Origin of the sequence: Streptomyces asoensis, from assembly GCF_013085465.1 — a bacterium.
Taxonomy (GTDB): Bacteria; Actinomycetota; Actinomycetes; order Streptomycetales; family Streptomycetaceae; genus Streptomyces; species Streptomyces cacaoi_A.
Genome location: NZ_CP049838.1, coordinates 604,259 through 619,801, shown reverse-complemented (window position 1 = coordinate 619,801; position 15,543 = coordinate 604,259). Strand labels below are relative to the sequence as shown.

The 15,543-nt window shown below is 71.5% G+C and carries 15 protein-coding genes; 8 read left to right on the top strand and 7 right to left on the bottom strand.

The genetic code is table 11. The features are described 5' to 3' along the window. Nucleotides 1-136: 136 nt before the first annotated feature. Nucleotides 137-787, bottom strand: coding sequence for a DUF305 domain-containing protein (locus tag G9272_RS02920; RefSeq protein ID WP_171395049.1), 651 nt, complete (start codon nucleotides 785-787; stop codon nucleotides 137-139). Nucleotides 788-878: 91 nt separating this feature from the next. Beyond that, nucleotides 879-1,280 carry a DUF6153 family protein gene (locus G9272_RS02915; protein ID WP_171395048.1) on the bottom strand — a complete coding sequence of 134 codons (402 nt, stop codon included), beginning with the start codon at nucleotides 1,278-1,280 and terminating at the stop codon, nucleotides 879-881. 304 nt (nucleotides 1,281-1,584) lie between these two features. Between G9272_RS02915 and G9272_RS02910 the strand changes: the two genes are divergently transcribed. Beyond that, a complete protein-coding gene (locus G9272_RS02910; protein WP_171395047.1) occupies nucleotides 1,585-2,907 on the top strand; it encodes a cytochrome P450 in 1,323 nt (440 codons plus the stop codon). A 56-nt stretch (nucleotides 2,908-2,963) separates the two neighbouring features. On the opposite strand, the gene G9272_RS02905 is transcribed toward G9272_RS02910, so the two are convergent. Further along, the gene (locus G9272_RS02905) at nucleotides 2,964-5,075 is read right to left on the bottom strand and encodes an FUSC family protein (protein WP_171395046.1); all 2,112 of its coding nucleotides are present in this window, start codon (nucleotides 5,073-5,075) and stop codon (nucleotides 2,964-2,966) included. Nucleotides 5,076-5,295: 220 nt separating this feature from the next. Here G9272_RS02905 and G9272_RS02900 point away from each other — a divergent pair, with 220 nt between their 5' ends. After that, complete coding sequence (locus G9272_RS02900; RefSeq protein ID WP_171395045.1) at nucleotides 5,296-5,613, top strand: hypothetical protein; 318 nt, start codon at nucleotides 5,296-5,298, stop codon at nucleotides 5,611-5,613. A gap of 105 nt (nucleotides 5,614-5,718) precedes the next feature. Here G9272_RS02900 and G9272_RS02895 read toward each other — a convergent pair whose 3' ends face one another. Continuing rightward, nucleotides 5,719-6,639, bottom strand: a complete 921-nt coding sequence (locus tag G9272_RS02895; RefSeq protein WP_171395044.1) for an SGNH/GDSL hydrolase family protein — start codon at nucleotides 6,637-6,639, stop codon at nucleotides 5,719-5,721. A gap of 189 nt (nucleotides 6,640-6,828) precedes the next feature. Continuing rightward, nucleotides 6,829-7,371, bottom strand: a complete 543-nt coding sequence (locus G9272_RS02890) for a TetR/AcrR family transcriptional regulator (RefSeq protein ID WP_253267687.1) — start codon at nucleotides 7,369-7,371, stop codon at nucleotides 6,829-6,831. A 182-nt stretch (nucleotides 7,372-7,553) separates the two neighbouring features. Between G9272_RS02890 and G9272_RS02885 the strand changes: the two genes are divergently transcribed. Further along, complete coding sequence (locus tag G9272_RS02885; protein ID WP_171395042.1) at nucleotides 7,554-8,288, top strand: SDR family oxidoreductase; 735 nt, start codon at nucleotides 7,554-7,556, stop codon at nucleotides 8,286-8,288. A gap of 188 nt (nucleotides 8,289-8,476) precedes the next feature. Further along, nucleotides 8,477-9,106 carry a ScbR family autoregulator-binding transcription factor gene (locus G9272_RS02880; protein WP_253267686.1) on the top strand — a complete coding sequence of 210 codons (630 nt, stop codon included), beginning with the start codon at nucleotides 8,477-8,479 and terminating at the stop codon, nucleotides 9,104-9,106. Between the two features lie 181 nt (nucleotides 9,107-9,287). Here the strand turns inward: G9272_RS02880 and G9272_RS02875 are convergent, their stop codons facing one another. Together G9272_RS02875 and G9272_RS02870 are read right to left on the bottom strand one after the other, a co-directional pair. Next, nucleotides 9,288-9,719 (bottom strand): BlaI/MecI/CopY family transcriptional regulator, encoded by a 432-nt coding sequence (locus tag G9272_RS02875; RefSeq protein WP_171395040.1) that lies wholly within the window; start codon nucleotides 9,717-9,719, stop codon nucleotides 9,288-9,290. A 184-nt stretch (nucleotides 9,720-9,903) separates the two neighbouring features. Beyond that, on the bottom strand, nucleotides 9,904-11,433 hold the full coding sequence (locus tag G9272_RS02870; protein WP_171395039.1) for an MFS transporter: 1,530 nt from the start codon (nucleotides 11,431-11,433) through the stop codon (nucleotides 9,904-9,906). A gap of 509 nt (nucleotides 11,434-11,942) precedes the next feature. Between G9272_RS02870 and G9272_RS02865 the strand changes: the two genes are divergently transcribed. From G9272_RS02865 to G9272_RS02850, 4 genes are all read left to right on the top strand, one after another. Further along, on the top strand, nucleotides 11,943-13,031 hold the full coding sequence (locus tag G9272_RS02865) for an S-(hydroxymethyl)mycothiol dehydrogenase (RefSeq protein WP_171395038.1): 1,089 nt from the start codon (nucleotides 11,943-11,945) through the stop codon (nucleotides 13,029-13,031). Continuing rightward, nucleotides 13,031-13,663: an MBL fold metallo-hydrolase gene (locus G9272_RS02860; RefSeq protein WP_171395037.1), complete on the top strand. Its 633-nt coding sequence runs from the start codon at nucleotides 13,031-13,033 to the stop codon at nucleotides 13,661-13,663. Before G9272_RS02865 ends, G9272_RS02860 begins: the two co-directional genes overlap by 1 nt. Before the next feature lie 248 nt (nucleotides 13,664-13,911). Further along, nucleotides 13,912-14,274, top strand: coding sequence for a bifunctional 3-phenylpropionate/cinnamic acid dioxygenase ferredoxin subunit (locus tag G9272_RS02855; protein WP_171395036.1), 363 nt, complete (start codon nucleotides 13,912-13,914; stop codon nucleotides 14,272-14,274). Then, the gene (locus G9272_RS02850) at nucleotides 14,271-15,434 is read left to right on the top strand and encodes an NAD(P)/FAD-dependent oxidoreductase (protein ID WP_171395035.1); all 1,164 of its coding nucleotides are present in this window, start codon (nucleotides 14,271-14,273) and stop codon (nucleotides 15,432-15,434) included. The genes G9272_RS02855 and G9272_RS02850 overlap by 4 nt, the downstream gene beginning before the upstream one ends. Nucleotides 15,435-15,543 lie beyond the last annotated feature (109 nt).

Sequence of the window (15,543 nt, the reverse complement as noted above, 5' to 3'; positions counted from 1 at the left end):
TGCCAGGTGTTTGCCCGGCCGAGCGTCCGAGGCAGGGCCTGGTGCGAGGTCGGCCCATGGAAAATCCCTTGGCCGGGCTCCCGGGTGACAGGGGCAGAGGGGGCCGGCGTGTGATCCGGCCCCCTCCCCCCGTTCGTCAGCTGTTGCCGAGGAGCTTGTTCATCTTGGCGATCTCGGCCGTCTGCGCGGTGATGATGTCGTCGGCCATGGACGTGGCGGGGCCGTACTCGCCCTTGCTCCTCTCGGTGGTGGCCATGGCCACGGCGCCCTCGTGGTGGTCGATCATCATGGTCAGGAACATGGTGTCGAAGTCCGTGCCGGACGCCTTCTCCAGTTCGTCCATGTCAGAGCCGTCCATCATGCCGGGCATCCCGGCCCCGGCCGAGTGGTCCATGCCGGGCATGGATTCCTTCGTGCTGTCGGACGACGTCGGGACGTCCTCGCCCCAGGACGTCAGCCAGCCGCCGATGGTCCTGATCTCCGGGTCCTGCGCCTTTTCGATGCGTGAGGCGAGGTCCTTGACCTCGGCGGACGAGGCCCGGTCCGCGGCGAGCTCCGCCATCTCGAGGGCCTGCTGGTGGTGGGGGATCATGCCCTGCGCGAAGGACACGTCCTGGGCGTTGTGCGCTCCGGCCGTGGCGTCGGCGCTCGCCGACGACGACACGGAGCTGTGACCGCCCGCGTGTCCGCCGCTGTTGTCATTGCCGCAGGCGGCGAGGACGAGCGCGGCGGTGACAGAGGCGGCCGTGAGAGCGGCGCGGCGGGTCAGGGTACGGGTGTTGCGCATGCTGAGACTCCTGCTGGGCTGTGCGAAATCGGATCGGGACATGTCGAGGCGCACCGCGTCGCCGTGCCGGTGACGTGGTGTCGCGTGGTGTCTAGATCCGCAGGAGTTGGAGTTCCGCCAGGGAGGGTGGCGCGCGTGCGCTGTCCGGGTCCTCGGCCGCGTACGGGCGGACGGCGTCGGCACGTACGGGGACGGTCACCGGGTCGGGAACGAGCGCGGGCAGAACCGGCGCACCGCTCACCGCGGCAGCCAGGCAGGTCGGGTCGGCGTGCTGGAGGTGTCCTCCGCCGCAGTCCCCGCCGTCCCCCGCGCAGTCGTCATGGGCGCTGACCGGGACGGCCGTCATGTGCTGTGGCCCGGCCTGTTCGTGGACGGTGCCGCCGGGGGCCAGGGCGTGCATGGCCAGTAGCCCGGCGAGCAGTCCGAGCACGAGCAGCGCCCGCCACCGCCGCACGGGCGGTCGCGCAAGGTGCTGCTGCTCGCGGCTCTTCATCGGGATCATCCTAGGCGGGGCCTGTGAAGCCCCTTCAGTGGTGGCTCCGTTGTGGGTACGAGCGGGGCTGTGCCCGTGTTCACCGTGATCGGGTCGATCGGGCGAGCCGCCAGGTGATCCCTCACTCCAGGGCCTTGGCGTCGTCCTGACATCACGGTGCGTCAGGCGGCAGGGCGGAGCCACGCGCGGCAGTCTCGGGGCGGCTTCGGTGCGCTGTCACCGAAGGTGTCCGATCCCGTACAGTCCGCACAGTGTGAGTGCTCCCTCGCGCAGCTCGGTACGGCGGTCGACCAGGAGAAGAATCATGGAATCCGAAGCCGGTCACGGCTCTCTCTCGCTCGATTCGGGAACGGGACGGCCGGTCCCCGAAATCGAGTCCGGGCTCGTGGAGCGGTGGCGCTCGGAGAGAGGCGAGCTGGTCGAGTTGCTCGCCCAGGTGCGTGCGCGGTGCGGCGGCGTCGCCGCCTTCCGGCTCGGGCCGTCTCCCACCGTGCTCGTCACCGACCCGTCGGCGGTCCAGCACGTACTCGCCCGGTACCCCGAGCGGTACGTCAAGCGCTCCCACCGCGCCCGTCTGCTGATCGGCGACGGAGTCCTCGCCGCCACCGGTACGGCGTGGAAGCGTCAACGCCGCTTGTTGCAGTCCCAGTTCACCGGCACCGGGATGCGCCGCTACGAACAGCGGATCACCGAGGCCGCCCGGACCACGTCCGAGCGCTGGGCCGGGTACGCCCGTACCGGGCAGAGCTTCGACGTCGGGCGGGAGATGCGCCGCTTCGCCCTGGACGCCATCTGGCGCTCCCTCACCGGGCACCCCCTCGACGACGGGACCGAGCGCGAACTGGACGCCGTGGCAGCCGTGGCTACCGCCCTTCCGACGCTGCCCGCCGATGCCTCCGACGCCCGGAACGCCGTCGCCGCCGATCTCGCCCGGATCGACGCGGTCGCCGGGCACGCCATCGAGGCCGCCCGAAACGGGGCGGCCGGCCCGGACGGACCGGGCCTGCTGCGTGTCCTGACCGACGCCGGCGCCGAGCATCCCGAGTACACCGACCAGTTGATCCGTGACGAGCTGGTCACGCTGCTCACGGCCGGGCACGAAACCACCGCGACCACTCTGACCTGGCTGTATCTGCTCCTCGACCGGCACCCCGCCGCCCGCGAACAGACTCTCGCCGCCGGCGGCGAAGGCTCGCCGCAACGCCGCCAGGCCATCCAGGCCCTGATCCACGAAACGCTCCGGCTCTATCCGTCCGCCTGGATCCTGCCCCGCCACGCCGCCGAGGACGACGTCCTCGCCGGCTACACCGTCGAGGCGGGCACCGACATCCTCGTCTGCCCGTACCTCACGCACCGCGATCCCGAACTGTGGCCGGACCCGGAGCACTTCGAACCCGGGCGGTTCGTCACTCCGGACGGCCGGCCTGCGCACCTCGGCGCCTACTTCCCCTTCGGTATCGGTCCCCGTGCCTGCCTCGGTGTGCAGTTCGCGCTCCGCGAGTCGACCGTCCTGCTCGAACACCTGCTGCCGGTCCATACCCTGGCCTTCTCCTCGACCCCCACCAAGGCGGCGTACGGCATCACCGTCCGCCCCGACGGCCCCACCGTCGCGACCTTGGCGGGTTAGGGCACGCGGGTTCACGACCGGTCCTCCGGCGCGGAGCGTCTCGGCCGGGCGGCCGTTCAGGAGGCGGCCGTCCGGATCGTCCGGTGACTGGTACTGGTTCGGAGGTCCGCCGCGAGCGCGTTGAGCCACACCTCGATGTCGGTCAGGAGGGACAGGACCCGTGGCGGGACCTCGGACGGCAGGGAGGGCGGCGGCGTCAGCCGGACATGGATGCCGCCCGGCGGGAACTCGGCCGCCCTGACGATGGCGGTTTCCGTCTCCTCGCTGATGTGCCGGGCCCAGCGCAGGGCGGCGGGAGGCAGCTCGGGCGGACGGTCCGTCCGGGGCAGCCAATAGGCGCCGAGCAGGACACGGGAGCCGAAGTTGAGGGCGGCGAGGTAGTCGGGTTCGGGCTCGCGGGCACGGGCGGAGGGCTCGGTGCGGTACTGCGCGTACGAGCCCTCCGCGATACGAAGCCGGTGCAGGGTCAGCCGGACGGCCTGGTGGGCGCCGTCGCCGCGGCCTGCCGGGCCGTCACCGGTCACGGCGGCGGTGGTGGCCCGCACCACGGGGGCGGCGGACCGGAGCAGCGCCGTCATGCTGCGCCGCGTCTCGGCGCGGGCCCCGAACGGCCAGGCGAGCACACCGCACAGCAGCCCGACCGCGCTCCCGGTCAGCACATCCACGACCCGCATCTCCGCGAGCCGCCACGTCACGGGCGCGATCTGCGCGAACGCCGTGGAGACGACCAGGGTGAACAGTCCCTGCGCCCAGGCCGGCCCTTCCAGGGGTCCCACCGCGAAGGCGATCAGCATCATCGGTACGAGCAGGTACGCGTACACCTCGGTGGCCTGGCCCGCCCCGATGAGGAGCAGCCCGGCGGCGAGCGCACCGGCCAGTGTGCCCACGACGGCCGCGCGGACGGCGGACCAGGTGGCACCCGCCGTGGTCCGCCCCAGCGTCAGCACGGTCAGCAGCACCCAGAAGCCGTGCGACAGGTCGAGTGAGCCCGCCACCAGGCGGGCGAGTGCGAGACCGCACGCGCTGCGCAGCGCGTTCTGGAAGACGACGGAGCGCCGTGTCAGATTGCCGGTGAGGCGGATGCTGAACAGGCGGACCGTCGGCGTCCGCGCGTACCAGAACTGCTCCCGGGGCAGACCGGGCACCGGCCGACGGCCGCCGAGCGCCAGGGCGACGGCCGTGCGCACGGTCACGGCGGCGACCGCGATCGTCAGCACCGTCGACTGCCGCAGCAGCACCTGGTGCGGGCGGGGGACGCGCTCGGTGGGGTCGCCGTCGCGTGCGGTCAGGAACTGGGCAATCATCTCCTCGATCAGCTCGGGCCCCACCGCGGGGCGCGACCGGCGCAGCGTGCCGGCCGTTTCGGCGCAGGCCGCCGCGATGCCGTGCAGGAGGTTCTGCGAGGCCGTGTCCGAGGGCGCGGAGTGCATCTCGGTGAGGGCGGCCAGCTGGTCGACAAGCCGCCGGGTCGCGGAACCCGCCTGGGCGAGCGCGCGGTCCGCCCTTCCCGCTCCGGTCGGGCGGGCGCCGGCAGGCTGCTGCGAGAAACGCAGGCCCCGCCCGGCCGCCCTCAGCCGTTCGGCCAGACCGGGCTCCGGGCCGTCCGTGTGGATCAGGGAGCGGGTGGCCCGGGCCGCGAGGTCCAGGGTGTCGGCGAGTCGGTCGCGGTACGACGGATCCGGCGGATCCGGGAGCACCGCCACCTCGCACAGGACGAGCGACATCCCGCCGATGGCGACCCCGGTCAGCCGCTGGGGCAGCGTCTCCGGGGCGAAGGGCGGGAAACAGGCGAGGATGTAGAACAGCTGAAGCCCGGGGACGGTGCCGGCCAGGCGCGGGCCGCACACCGAGCCGAACATCAGCACGAACCCGACGGTCAGCATGCCCGCCACGGCCGACCAGGTCTGCACGGCGAGGGCCGTGCCGGCGGCGGTGAGGACAGCGGCGGCCGGCAAGGCACGCAGCACGGTCACGGCGCGTCGGCGACCGGACCCGGGCACCGGCGAGAGGACGCCGAACGCGATGGGCGTGAACAGGGCGTAGACCGCGGTCACGGGCTGATCGAGGAGATACGCCGCCGGATAGAACCCGGCCGCCGCGGCGACCGTGACCCGCGTCGCACGCCGGCCGGCCCGGACGGATTCGGCGAGCGACGGCCGCTTGGGCATCAGCGCTCCTCTCCGCGCGCCACCCGAGGATCATCCGCGGCTTTCAGTGTCGCGCGGGTCGGGTGGTCACGCAGGCGGGCGCCGCCGCCCTGCTCGCCCCGTCCCGAGGAGACAGGGAGCAGGCTGGCGGGGCCTACCCGAAGAGAGCGGAGATCGACCGCCCCGCTCCGGGGTATGCGGGAGGGAACCCGAGGACCGAGGACCCGAGGAAGGGAACACCATGACGACGTACGTGATCACCGTGCCCGGCACCTTCACCACCGCGGTGGAGGACGAGACGCGAACGCGGCTGAGTCAGGCCCTGCGCCCGGCCGATCCGCACCACACGCGGATGGGCAGCGCGCAGGACCTCGACCCGCTCACCGTGAACGAGGACGACACGTTCACCATCCGGCTCGCCGTCGAAGCGGACAGCGGTCCGCACGCGGAGGAGGACGCCCGCAGGCTCGCGGACTCCGCCCTGCATGCCGCGGGGCTCGACGACACCAGCGCGCCGCTGGGACCGGCGGTGGTCACCGGCATCGACTCCGACGTGTGAGCCGACCGCACGAGGCGGGGCCGCGCCGCGACCCCGCCCGAGCGGACCGGCGCGACGGCGGACGGCGCCGGACTCCGCCGTCCGCCGTCCGCCGGACTCCGCCGGTCAGCGGCCGCCCCGCCCGTGCGTCAGGCGCTGCCACACGGCCCCCGCCATGGCTGCCTCACCCTTGGCGTTGGGGTGCGCGGGAGCCGCGGGGGACGTGGGCTGCAACGGCTCGATCCACCGCTCCGCCGGGGGCTTGCACATGTCGTGGCCGATGGTGGGGCCGTAGGTGTCGACGTACTCGGCGTGGTTCCAGCGCGCCACCAGACGGAGCATCAGGTTGAGCCGTTTGCCGGTGTCCCGGAGGTAGGGGAAGTCCTGCGTCGCGAACGGCACCGAGGGCGCACAGCCGCTGCCGTCGTCGGGCAGCAGGTCCGGGTACCCGACGACGAGGATCCGGGCGTGCGGGGCCCGGTCGTGCACGGCCTGGAGCACCCGGGCGACCTTGGGGCCGGTTCTGGCTATCGCGACAGTGAGCTGGTCGACGCCCGAGGCGCCGTAGTGGCGCTGGCACGGGTTGCCGGTCGGGTCCTGCGCGGACAGCTGGGCGCAGGTGCCGATGATGGAGCCGAAGCCGATGTCGTTGCCGCCGATCTGGACGGTCACGATGTCGCTGTTCCGTCCCACCGCGTCGAGTTGGGGGCCGTTGGTCCCCTGCGCCTTCCACATGTGCTCGGTCGTCGCCCCGCCGCAGCTGACGTCCTTGAACGTGGCCGTCCGAAGCCGCCCGGCCACGATCGACGGGTAATTGTGGTCGGAGCGGGCGCAGTTGGCGTCGACCTGCCGGGGGATGAGGGGGCCGGAGGTGTAGGAGTCGCCGAGCGCCACGTACCGGCTGCCACCGCCACCCCCGCCTCCGCCGTGCGCCGCGGCCGGTGCCGCGGAAGCGGCGACCAGGGCACAACTCCCCAGTGCGGCAAGAAAGGTGACGCCCTTTCGGCGACGATCGGCCGGTACTCCCGTGCGAACCTCGCGCTGCATCGAGTTCCTCCCCCTTGAAGCCCACGCCCCGTCGACGACGCCGTCCCGTACGGTCGGCGTACCGTTCGACTGGGCTTGTATACCGCCCGGTAGGTCGCCGGGGCCAGAGCCGGGAGCGAACGCGTTGCCGGAAGAAGCGGGGGCCCGCGTCCGGAGCGGAGAGCCGCGCCGGTGGTCTTCCGTCCCTCGTCAGGGGCGGACGCCGCGCAGCAGGTTGGCGATCAGGCTCGTCGCGAACTCCTCGGTGACGGGCAGGATGGGCATCAGCAGGCGGTGGTAGCAGGCGCCCCACAGCTGGTCCACGAGGACCTCGGGATCGACGTCGGCCCGCAGCTGACCCTCTGCCTGCGCCCGCCGCATCCGTCGGACCGCCAGGTCCCGCCGCGGGCCCGAGTAACGTTCCAGCAGGGCGGCGGACAGCTCCGGATCGGTCTGTGCCTGGCCGATGAGCTCGGCGATCACCCGCCCGGCGGGCGTCTCGGTGAGTATCCGCACGAACGCGCGGAGCTGCGTGGTGAGGTCGGCCTCGACATCGTCGCTGTCCGGGAAGGCCAGCACGGCCTCCACGACGTGGAAGTAGCCGTCGAGGGCGAGCGCGCCCTTGGACGGCCACCATTTGTAGATCGTCGTCTTGCTGACCCCCGCCCGCCCGGCGACCGCCTCGATGGTGAACGTGCCCATGCCCCTGTCGAGGAGCAGACCGCCGGCCGCGTCGAGGACGTCCGCGCGCACCTCTCCGGCGGGGCGTCGGCCTCGGCCGCGCCGAGGTCTGGGGGCGGCTTCGAGTTCCGACCGTTCCTGCATTGCGCCGACCTCCAGGCATCGTCCGACGGGCCACAGCCTGGCATATGGACGCAGCGTTCACAACGTGGTTATATGGACTCAGCGTTCATAAATGAGCTGGAGGCAGCATCGTGTCCGAGACCACACGCGTCGCACTCGTCACCGGCGCGTCCGGGGGGATCGGCCGGGCCGTGGCCCGGCGGCTCGCGACCGAGGGCATGGCCGTCGGTGTGCACTACGCGGGCAACAAGGCGGCGGCGGAGGAGACCGTCGCCGCTGTCGAGGAGGCCGGCGGCAGGGCGGTCGCGGTCACCGGTGACGTCGCCGACGAGGACGCCATGGCCGACGCCTTCTCCGTGGTGGAGGGGGCGTTCGGCGGGATCGACGTCGTGGTCCACACCGCCGGTGTGATGACCCTGGGGCCGATCGCCGAGTTCGATCTCGACGCGTTCGACCGGCTGATGCGGACCAATGTCCGTGGCGCCTTCGTCGTGGCCCGGGAGGCGGCGCGCCGTGTCCGCGACGGCGGGGCGGTGGTCACCTTCTCCACCTCGGTGACCCGGCTGGCCTTCCCCGGGTACGCGCCCTACGCGGCGAGCAAGGGCGCCGTCGAGGCCATGACGCTGGTGCTGGCCCGCGAGATGCGCGGTCGGGACGTCACCGTCAACGCCGTCGCGCCCGGCCCCACGGCCACACCGCTCTTCCTCGAGGGCAAGGACCAGGGGACGATCGACCGCCTCGCCGCGCAGCCCCCGCTGGAACGGCTCGGGACACCCGAGGACATCGCCGAGACCGTGGCCTTCCTGGCCGGCCCGGGGCGTTGGGTCAACGGACAGGTCCTCTTCGCGAACGGCGGCATCGCCTGAGTCCGCAACCCACCCTGCCTGTCTCGCACTTCGAGCCCCGGTGGCGATCGGGCGGATGTCTTACTGTATAAAAATACCAAACGCGCGGTTTACTTGTAGATCACCGGTGGGATGCTCTCCACGTTCCGGGCGGGCGGGCCCGGTCCCGCGTCGTCCTGTACAGGTTGAGGGAGGGAGACCTGATGGTCATGCAGGCGCGAGCGGTGCGCACACGTCAGTCTCTTGTCCAAGCGGCTGCCGAGTTGTTCGCCACCGAGGGGTATGCGCGGGCTTCCCTTCCCGTCATCAGCGAGCGGGCCGGTGTGAGCACCGGAGCCCTGCACTTCCATTTCGCCAGCAAGAGCGATCTCGCCGGGGAGGTGGAGAGGGCGGCGGCGGACTCCGTGGAGGAACTGGCGGAACGATGCCGCAGCGCGGCGGACACCCTGTTGCAGTCCCTGGTGCACACGGCTTGCAGCCTGCTCCTGGCCGTGGTCACCGATCCGGTGATCAGGGCGGGGTTCCGGCTCAGCGGTGACCCGTCCCGTAAGAACGGGGCGCAGATGCTGCAATGGTGGCGGACGTGGGTGCACGATCTCATCGTCCAGGCACAGCGCGAGGGGGAGCTCGCCCAGGACGTATCGGTCGACGCCGCGACGACCGTGATCGTGGCGGCGACGGCGGGATTCGAGGTGTTGGGCGCGACCGACAGCGACTGGCTCTCGGTGGACCGCGTCACACACTTGTGGACCTTCCTCCTGCCGTGGCTGGCGGGCTCACCGGACCACGCCCCGTTGCTGTCGGGGATCGGGGAGTCCCTGGACGAACTGTCCGAATAGCCGACGGCCCGCGCCAAGCGGGACGGCTACGGCGGGAACATCATCGACAACGGCGCAGTATCCGACCGACGCGCCGTCACCAGAGCGGCCACAGATCCCGGCTGCACCGCGGGCCGCCCCGGACATCGGCGCCGTTCCACCGTCGTCGAAGCCCTGAACCAGCCACTCGTGCGGGATTCGTTCATGTCCGGATCGTCGTCCCGCCGTGAGCCGCGCCGTCGTCGTGACCCTCGTCGAGCAGGGTCCGTAGGAGCTCCTTGTCCTGCGGGCCGAGGTCGGCGACGAAGCGGGCGAGGGCGGTGTCGCGGTGGGCGTCCTTGTTCAGTTCGGCGTGCATGCGGCGGGCTGTGAGGCCGGGCGGGTCCTGGGCGGGGGCGTAGGCGTAGCCGCGGCCGGTGTGGTTGCGGGTGACCGTGCCCTTGGCGTGCAGGCGCGTCAGGATCGTCGTCACCGTCGTGCGCGCGAGGTCTGTTCCGAGTGCCAGCTGGACAGCGATCGGGGTGAGCGGGCCGTCGGCGGCCCAGAGCGCGGCCAGGACACTCGCCTCCAGCTCGCCCGCGGGACGACGCTCCGGGCGCCCGCCGGCCGACCGGTCTTCGTGTCCCTCTGGCATGGGAACGCCCTCGACTCTCGTTCGCCGTCCACAGTGCTGTAGACCGTCTACGCGGTTGTAGTCACTCGGACTGTAGTCGCCGGGGCGGGGCGGGGCGGAGTCGGACGTCGTTCCGGGCGCGGCTTGCGGAAGGGCCGCCCGGCCGCGTGGGCCAGGCGGCTTCCTTCGGCGTGCGGGGCTGAAGTCAGCCCAGGTGGACGGCGGGTGCGCCCTCGGCGTGCTGCTGCTTCTTCGCGTTGATGGCGGCCGCGGTGACGGCCAGCGCGGCGAGGAACATGACCGCGGTGATGGCGAAGGCCGCGGTGTAGCCGTGGGTCAGTGCCTCGCTCGCCTTCCCGATCAGGGCCGAGTCGCCGGTGGCCAGGCCCCGGTAGAGGGCGGAGGCCGCCCCGGGGAGCCGGTCGTCGGCGGCGTTGGTGGAGACGGTCGACAGGACGGCGAGGCCGAGCGCGCCGCCGATCTGTTGGGCGGTGTTCAGCAGCGCGGAGGCGATGCCCGTCTCGTGATGCGTGACGGCGTGGACCGCACCGAGGGTCATCGGCACGAAGCTCATGCCGAGACCGAGAGCGGTCACGAACATCGCGGGCATGAGGTGGGTCGTGAAGGACGAGTCCGGGGTGAGGGCGGTGAACCAGAACATGCCGCCGGCGGCGATCAGCAGACCGGGAGCGGCCACGAGACGCGGGGCGACGTGGGTGACGAGCTTGGAGCTCGTGGCGGCGGCGATGCCCATACCGAGGCTGAAGGGCAGATAGGCGAAGCCCGTCTTGACGGCGCTGTAGCCGAGGATCAGCTGCATGTAGAGGGTGAGGAAGTAGAAGAAGGCGATCATGCCGGCGCCGATGAACAGCATCGTGGCGTAACTGCCGGTGCGCGTACGGTCCCTGAACAGGTGCAGCGGCATCAGCGGGTGCTCGGCGCGCCGCTGGGCGAGGAGGAAGACGCCCAGCAGTACGGCGGCGGAGAAGAAGGACATGAGTGTGAGGCTGTCGGTCCAGCCCTGCTCGCCGCCCCGGGTGATGCCGTAGACCAGGGCGATCAGTCCGCCGGTTCCGGTGACCGCGCCGGGCACGTCCAGACGTCCGGGGTGGCGCTCGGCCTCGACGAGCAGCCGCGTGCCGGCCAGGACCGCCACACCGATGGGGATGTTGACGAAGAACACCCAGCGCCAGTCCAGGACGTCGGTCAGCACCCCGCCCAGCAGCAGGCCGACGGTGGCGCCGATGCCGGCCATGGCCGCGTAGACGCCCATCGCCTTGTTCCGTTCCCTGCCCGCCGGGAACGTCGTGGTGATCAGGGCCAGCGCGCTGGGCGCCGCGAGCGCCGCGCCGACGCCCTGGAGCACGCGGGCCAGGATCAGCAGACCCTCGTCGGGGGCGAGGCCGCCGAGCAGGGAGGCCAGGGTGAACACGGCGATGCCGGCGCGGAAGAGACGCCGCCGCCCGTAGAGGTCACCGGCCCGCCCGCCGAGCAGCAGCAGCCCGCCGAAGGCCAGGGCGTACGAGTTGACGATCCAGGCGAGATTCGCGTCGGACACGTCGAGTTCGGTCTGGATGCTCGGCAGGGCGATGTTGGTGATGGTGGCGTCGAGGATCAGCATCAACTGGGCGGCGGCGAGCACGATCAGGGCGAGGCGCAGATGGCGTCCGCCGGGGGAGCCGGAACGCGTGTCCGCGTCGGCCGAAGCGGTGACAGTCGCACTGTCGGAAGGCATGGAGGAACTCCAGAGAGTGGTGGGCAAATACATTCCCGAGAGCGTCGGATGGGGAGAACGCCCCGCTGATCCGTGGGAATGCGAGGCAGACCATAGCACTCCGTTCGATTCTGATGGGGCCTGGGAAACGGTTCGATGGATGTGGTCATTCTCGCCCTTGACGTTTCCGTCGACATCCGCTCAACAGGCCTGGGAACATGCGCTGTTGGGATTTGCTTTTTCGGGCGACATGTGAGCAACGCGGATTCCTCGGTAAGGGCATTGCTCACACTTTTCTTGGTTTTGCAAATCAAGAATTGCTCTGCTTTTCGTCTCGGATTCGCGCGGCGCGATCTTTCCGTGAACCAGGGTGGCCGCCGAATCGGAATCGCCGCTCCTCGTCCGAGCGCTGTCGGGCTTCAGGGGCCTTGACCTCCCGTTGGCGCTCGACGATGCTTCGTTGCGGCACGTGAGATGCGTGTCGTAATGAGCAACATCAGCCGAGGTCTCGTACCAGCCGAGGAGTGGCCATGACGCACCAGGTCCGTGCTGTCGTCGCGCGGGGCAAGGGTGCCCCCGTCAGCCTGGAAACGATCATCGTGCCGGATCCCGGACCGGGCGAGGCGCTGGTGAAGATCGAAGCCTGCGGGGTCTGTCACACCGATCTGCACTACCGTGAGGGCGGCATCAACGACGACTTCCCCTTCCTGCTGGGGCACGAGGCCGCAGGGGTCGTGGAGTCGGTGGGGGAGGGGGTCACCGATGTGGCGCCCGGCGACTTCGTCATCCTCAACTGGCGTGCGGTGTGCGGCCGGTGCCGCGCCTGTCGGCGCGGACGGCCCTGGTACTGCTTCGACACCCACAACGCCGAGCAGAAGATGACCCTCGCCTCGACCGGGCAGGAGCTGTCCCCGGCGCTGGGCATCGGCGCGTTCGCGGAGAAGACCCTGGTGGCGGCCGGGCAGTGCACGAAGGTCGACCGGGCCGCGTCGGCGGCCGCCGCGGGACTGCTCGGCTGCGGGGTGATGGCGGGCATCGGTGCCGCCATCAACACCGGGAACGTCGGACGCGGTGACAGCGTGGCCGTCATCGGCTGTGGCGGCGTCGGGGACGCGGCGGTCGTCGGGTCGCGACTGGCGGGCGCGGCGAAGATCATCGCGGTGGACATCGACGACCGGAAGCTGGCCACGGCCAGGAAGCTGGGCGCGACCCACACCGTCAACTCCAGGCAGTCCGACCCGGTCGAGGCGATCCGCGAGCTGACCGGCGGCTTCGGCGCCGATGTCGTCATCGAGGCGGTGGGCCGCCCGGAGACGTACCGGCAGGCCTTCTACGCCCGCGATCTCGCCGGCACGGTCGTCCTGGTCGGCGTGCCGACCCCGGAGATGAAGCTCGAGTTGCCGCTGCTGGACGTCTTCGGGCGCGGCGGCACGCTGAAGTCGTCCTGGTACGGAGACTGTCTGCCGTCCCGCGACTTCCCCATGCTCATCGACCTCTATCTACAGGGGCGGCTGGATCTGGACGCCTTCGTCACGGAGACCATCGGGCTGGACGAGGTGGAGAAGGCCTTCGACCGGATGCACGGCGGCGAGGTCCTGCGTTCGGTGGTGGTCCTTTGATGACCGGCGCCCGCATCGAACACCTGGTCACCTCGGGGACGTTCTCGTTGGACGGCGGCACCTGGGACGTCGAGAACAACGTGTGGATCATCGGGGACGACGAGGAGGTGATCGTCGTCGACGCCGCGCACGACGCCGAGGCCATCGCCGAAGCCCTCCGCGGCCGCACCCTGCGGGCGATCGTGTGCACCCACGCCCACAACGACCACATCGACGCCGCGCCCGCTCTCGCCGCGCGCACCGGCGCCCCGGTCCTGCTCCATCCCGACGACCTGCCGCTGTGGAAGCAGACCCACCCCGACCGCGCGCCCGACGGCGAATTGGCCGAAGGGCAGGTCCTCGAGGTGGCCGGCGTCTCCCTGGCCGTGCTGCACACCCCAGGCCACGCCCCCGGCGCGATCTGCCTTCACGTGCCGGCGCTGACGGCGCTCTTCGGCGGCGACACGCTCTTCGCGGGCGGGCCGGGGGCGACGGGAAGGTCGTACAGCGACTTCCCCACCATCGTCGACTCGATCCGGGACCGGTTGCTCACGCTGCCCCGGGACACCGTCGTGTACACCGGGCACGGGGAGACGACCACCATCGCCGCCGAGGCTCCGCACCTTCAGGAGTGGATCGACCAGGGCTTCTGACCGTCCGGTGGGCAGAGGGCGACGCGCCCGTTTCCCGGCCCGTCGGGCCGAGGAGGCGGGCCGCCTTCATGTCCCCGGCACGGGTGGGGCAACCACTCGCTATGTTGCCTATGGCGCACTGCATTGCGTCAGTAGCAACTCCATGTGCCGAGTTGTACGGCCCGTGAATGCCTTGACAAGGGTTCGGGCCGACTTCAGACTGATGTTGCGCTTACCGCAATCCGTTTCGTTATACGCACCGAGGTGTCATGAAGATTCCCGCGTGCCGTCTCGCGGATCTCCCGCGAGGTGAGGCTTTCCGGCTCGACATCGATCCGCCGGTCTCGGTGTTCCATACCGACGACGGCGAGCTCTTCGCCATCGACGACACCTGCACCCACCAGGACGCCTCGCTCGCCGACGGCTGGCTGGAGGGCTGCGAGGTGGAATGCCCGCTGCATGCCTCGAAGTTCGACCTGCGCACCGGCGCCGTCGACGCCCCGCCGGCCAAGCTCCCGGTGCGCACGCACGAGGTCGTCGTCGAGGACGGCATGATCCACGTCCGGGTGTCGACGGACGCCCCCAACCTGCCGCCCTGTGTCGCGTCCCGCCTCGCCGGGGGTTCCGCGTGAGGACCGTGGCCGTGGTGGGCGCCTCGCTCGCCGGACTGTCGGCGGCGCGCTCGCTGCGGAAGCAGGGCTACGACGGACGGCTGGTCGTCATCGGCGACGAGCTCCATCGCCCGTACGACCGGCCGCCGCTGTCCAAGGAGTTCCTGGCCGGCACCCTGGGCGAGGCGGATCTCGCGCTGGAGGCGCACGACGAGGACCTGGGCGCGGAGTGGCTGCTCGGCACCCGGGCCACCGGCCTCGACCGTACCGACCGCGCCGTGCGGCTGGCCGACGGGCGGGAGGTCCGTGTCGACGGCCTCGTCATCGCGACCGGCGCCGCCGCGCGCAGGCTCCCGGGCGCCGACGGCCTGGCCGGCGTGCACGTCCTGCGCACCCTGGACGACGCCCGCGCCCTGCGCGACGAACTGGCCCGGGGCGGACGGCTGGTGGTGATCGGCGGTGGATTCATCGGCGCCGAGGTCGCCTCCACCGCCTACGCCCTGGGGCTCGACGTGACGGTCGTCGAGGTGGCCCCGACGCCACTGGCCGGGCCGCTCGGCGCGACCATGGGCGGCATCGTCTCCGGGCTGCACGCGGACCACGGCGTACGGCTGCTGTGCGGAGTGGGCGTCAAGGGGCTGAGCGGGGAGCGGTATGTGGACGCCGTTCTGCTCGAGGACGGCCGCAGCATCCCGGCCGACATCGTCGTCGTCGGTGTGGGTGCCCGCCCGTGCGTGGAGTGGCTCGAGGGATCCGGTGTCGAGCTCGACAACGGCGTCAAGTGCGGCGCCGACGGCCGCACCGGCCTGGCCGGGGTGGTCGCGGTCGGCGACTGCGCCAACTGGTACGACCCCCGTGCCGGCGCCCACCGACGCGTCGAGCACTGGACCGGCGCGCGGGAGCGCCCCGACGCCGCCGTCGCCACGCTGCTGGCGGGGGGCGCGGTGGCGCCGGGTGTGCCACGGCCGCCGTACTTCTGGTCCGACCAGTACGGCGTCAGGATCCAGTTCGCCGGTCACGCGGCCGGCGCCGACAGCGTGACCGTCGAGGAAGGCGCCGTGGACGACCGCAACGTCCTGGCCGTCTACCGGCGCGCCGGAGATCCGGTCGCGGTGCTCGGCATGAACCAGCCGCGGCTGTTCACGCGCTGGCGCAAGCAGCTCGCCGCCGCCACGTCTTGACACCGCCCCTGTGGCATCCCATGCTGCGGTTGCATATGGCACGCAGCGTTGCCTCATACACAACGCCGTCCGGAGTCGCTCTTCCCGGCGCGTGAATGTCCCCTCCACG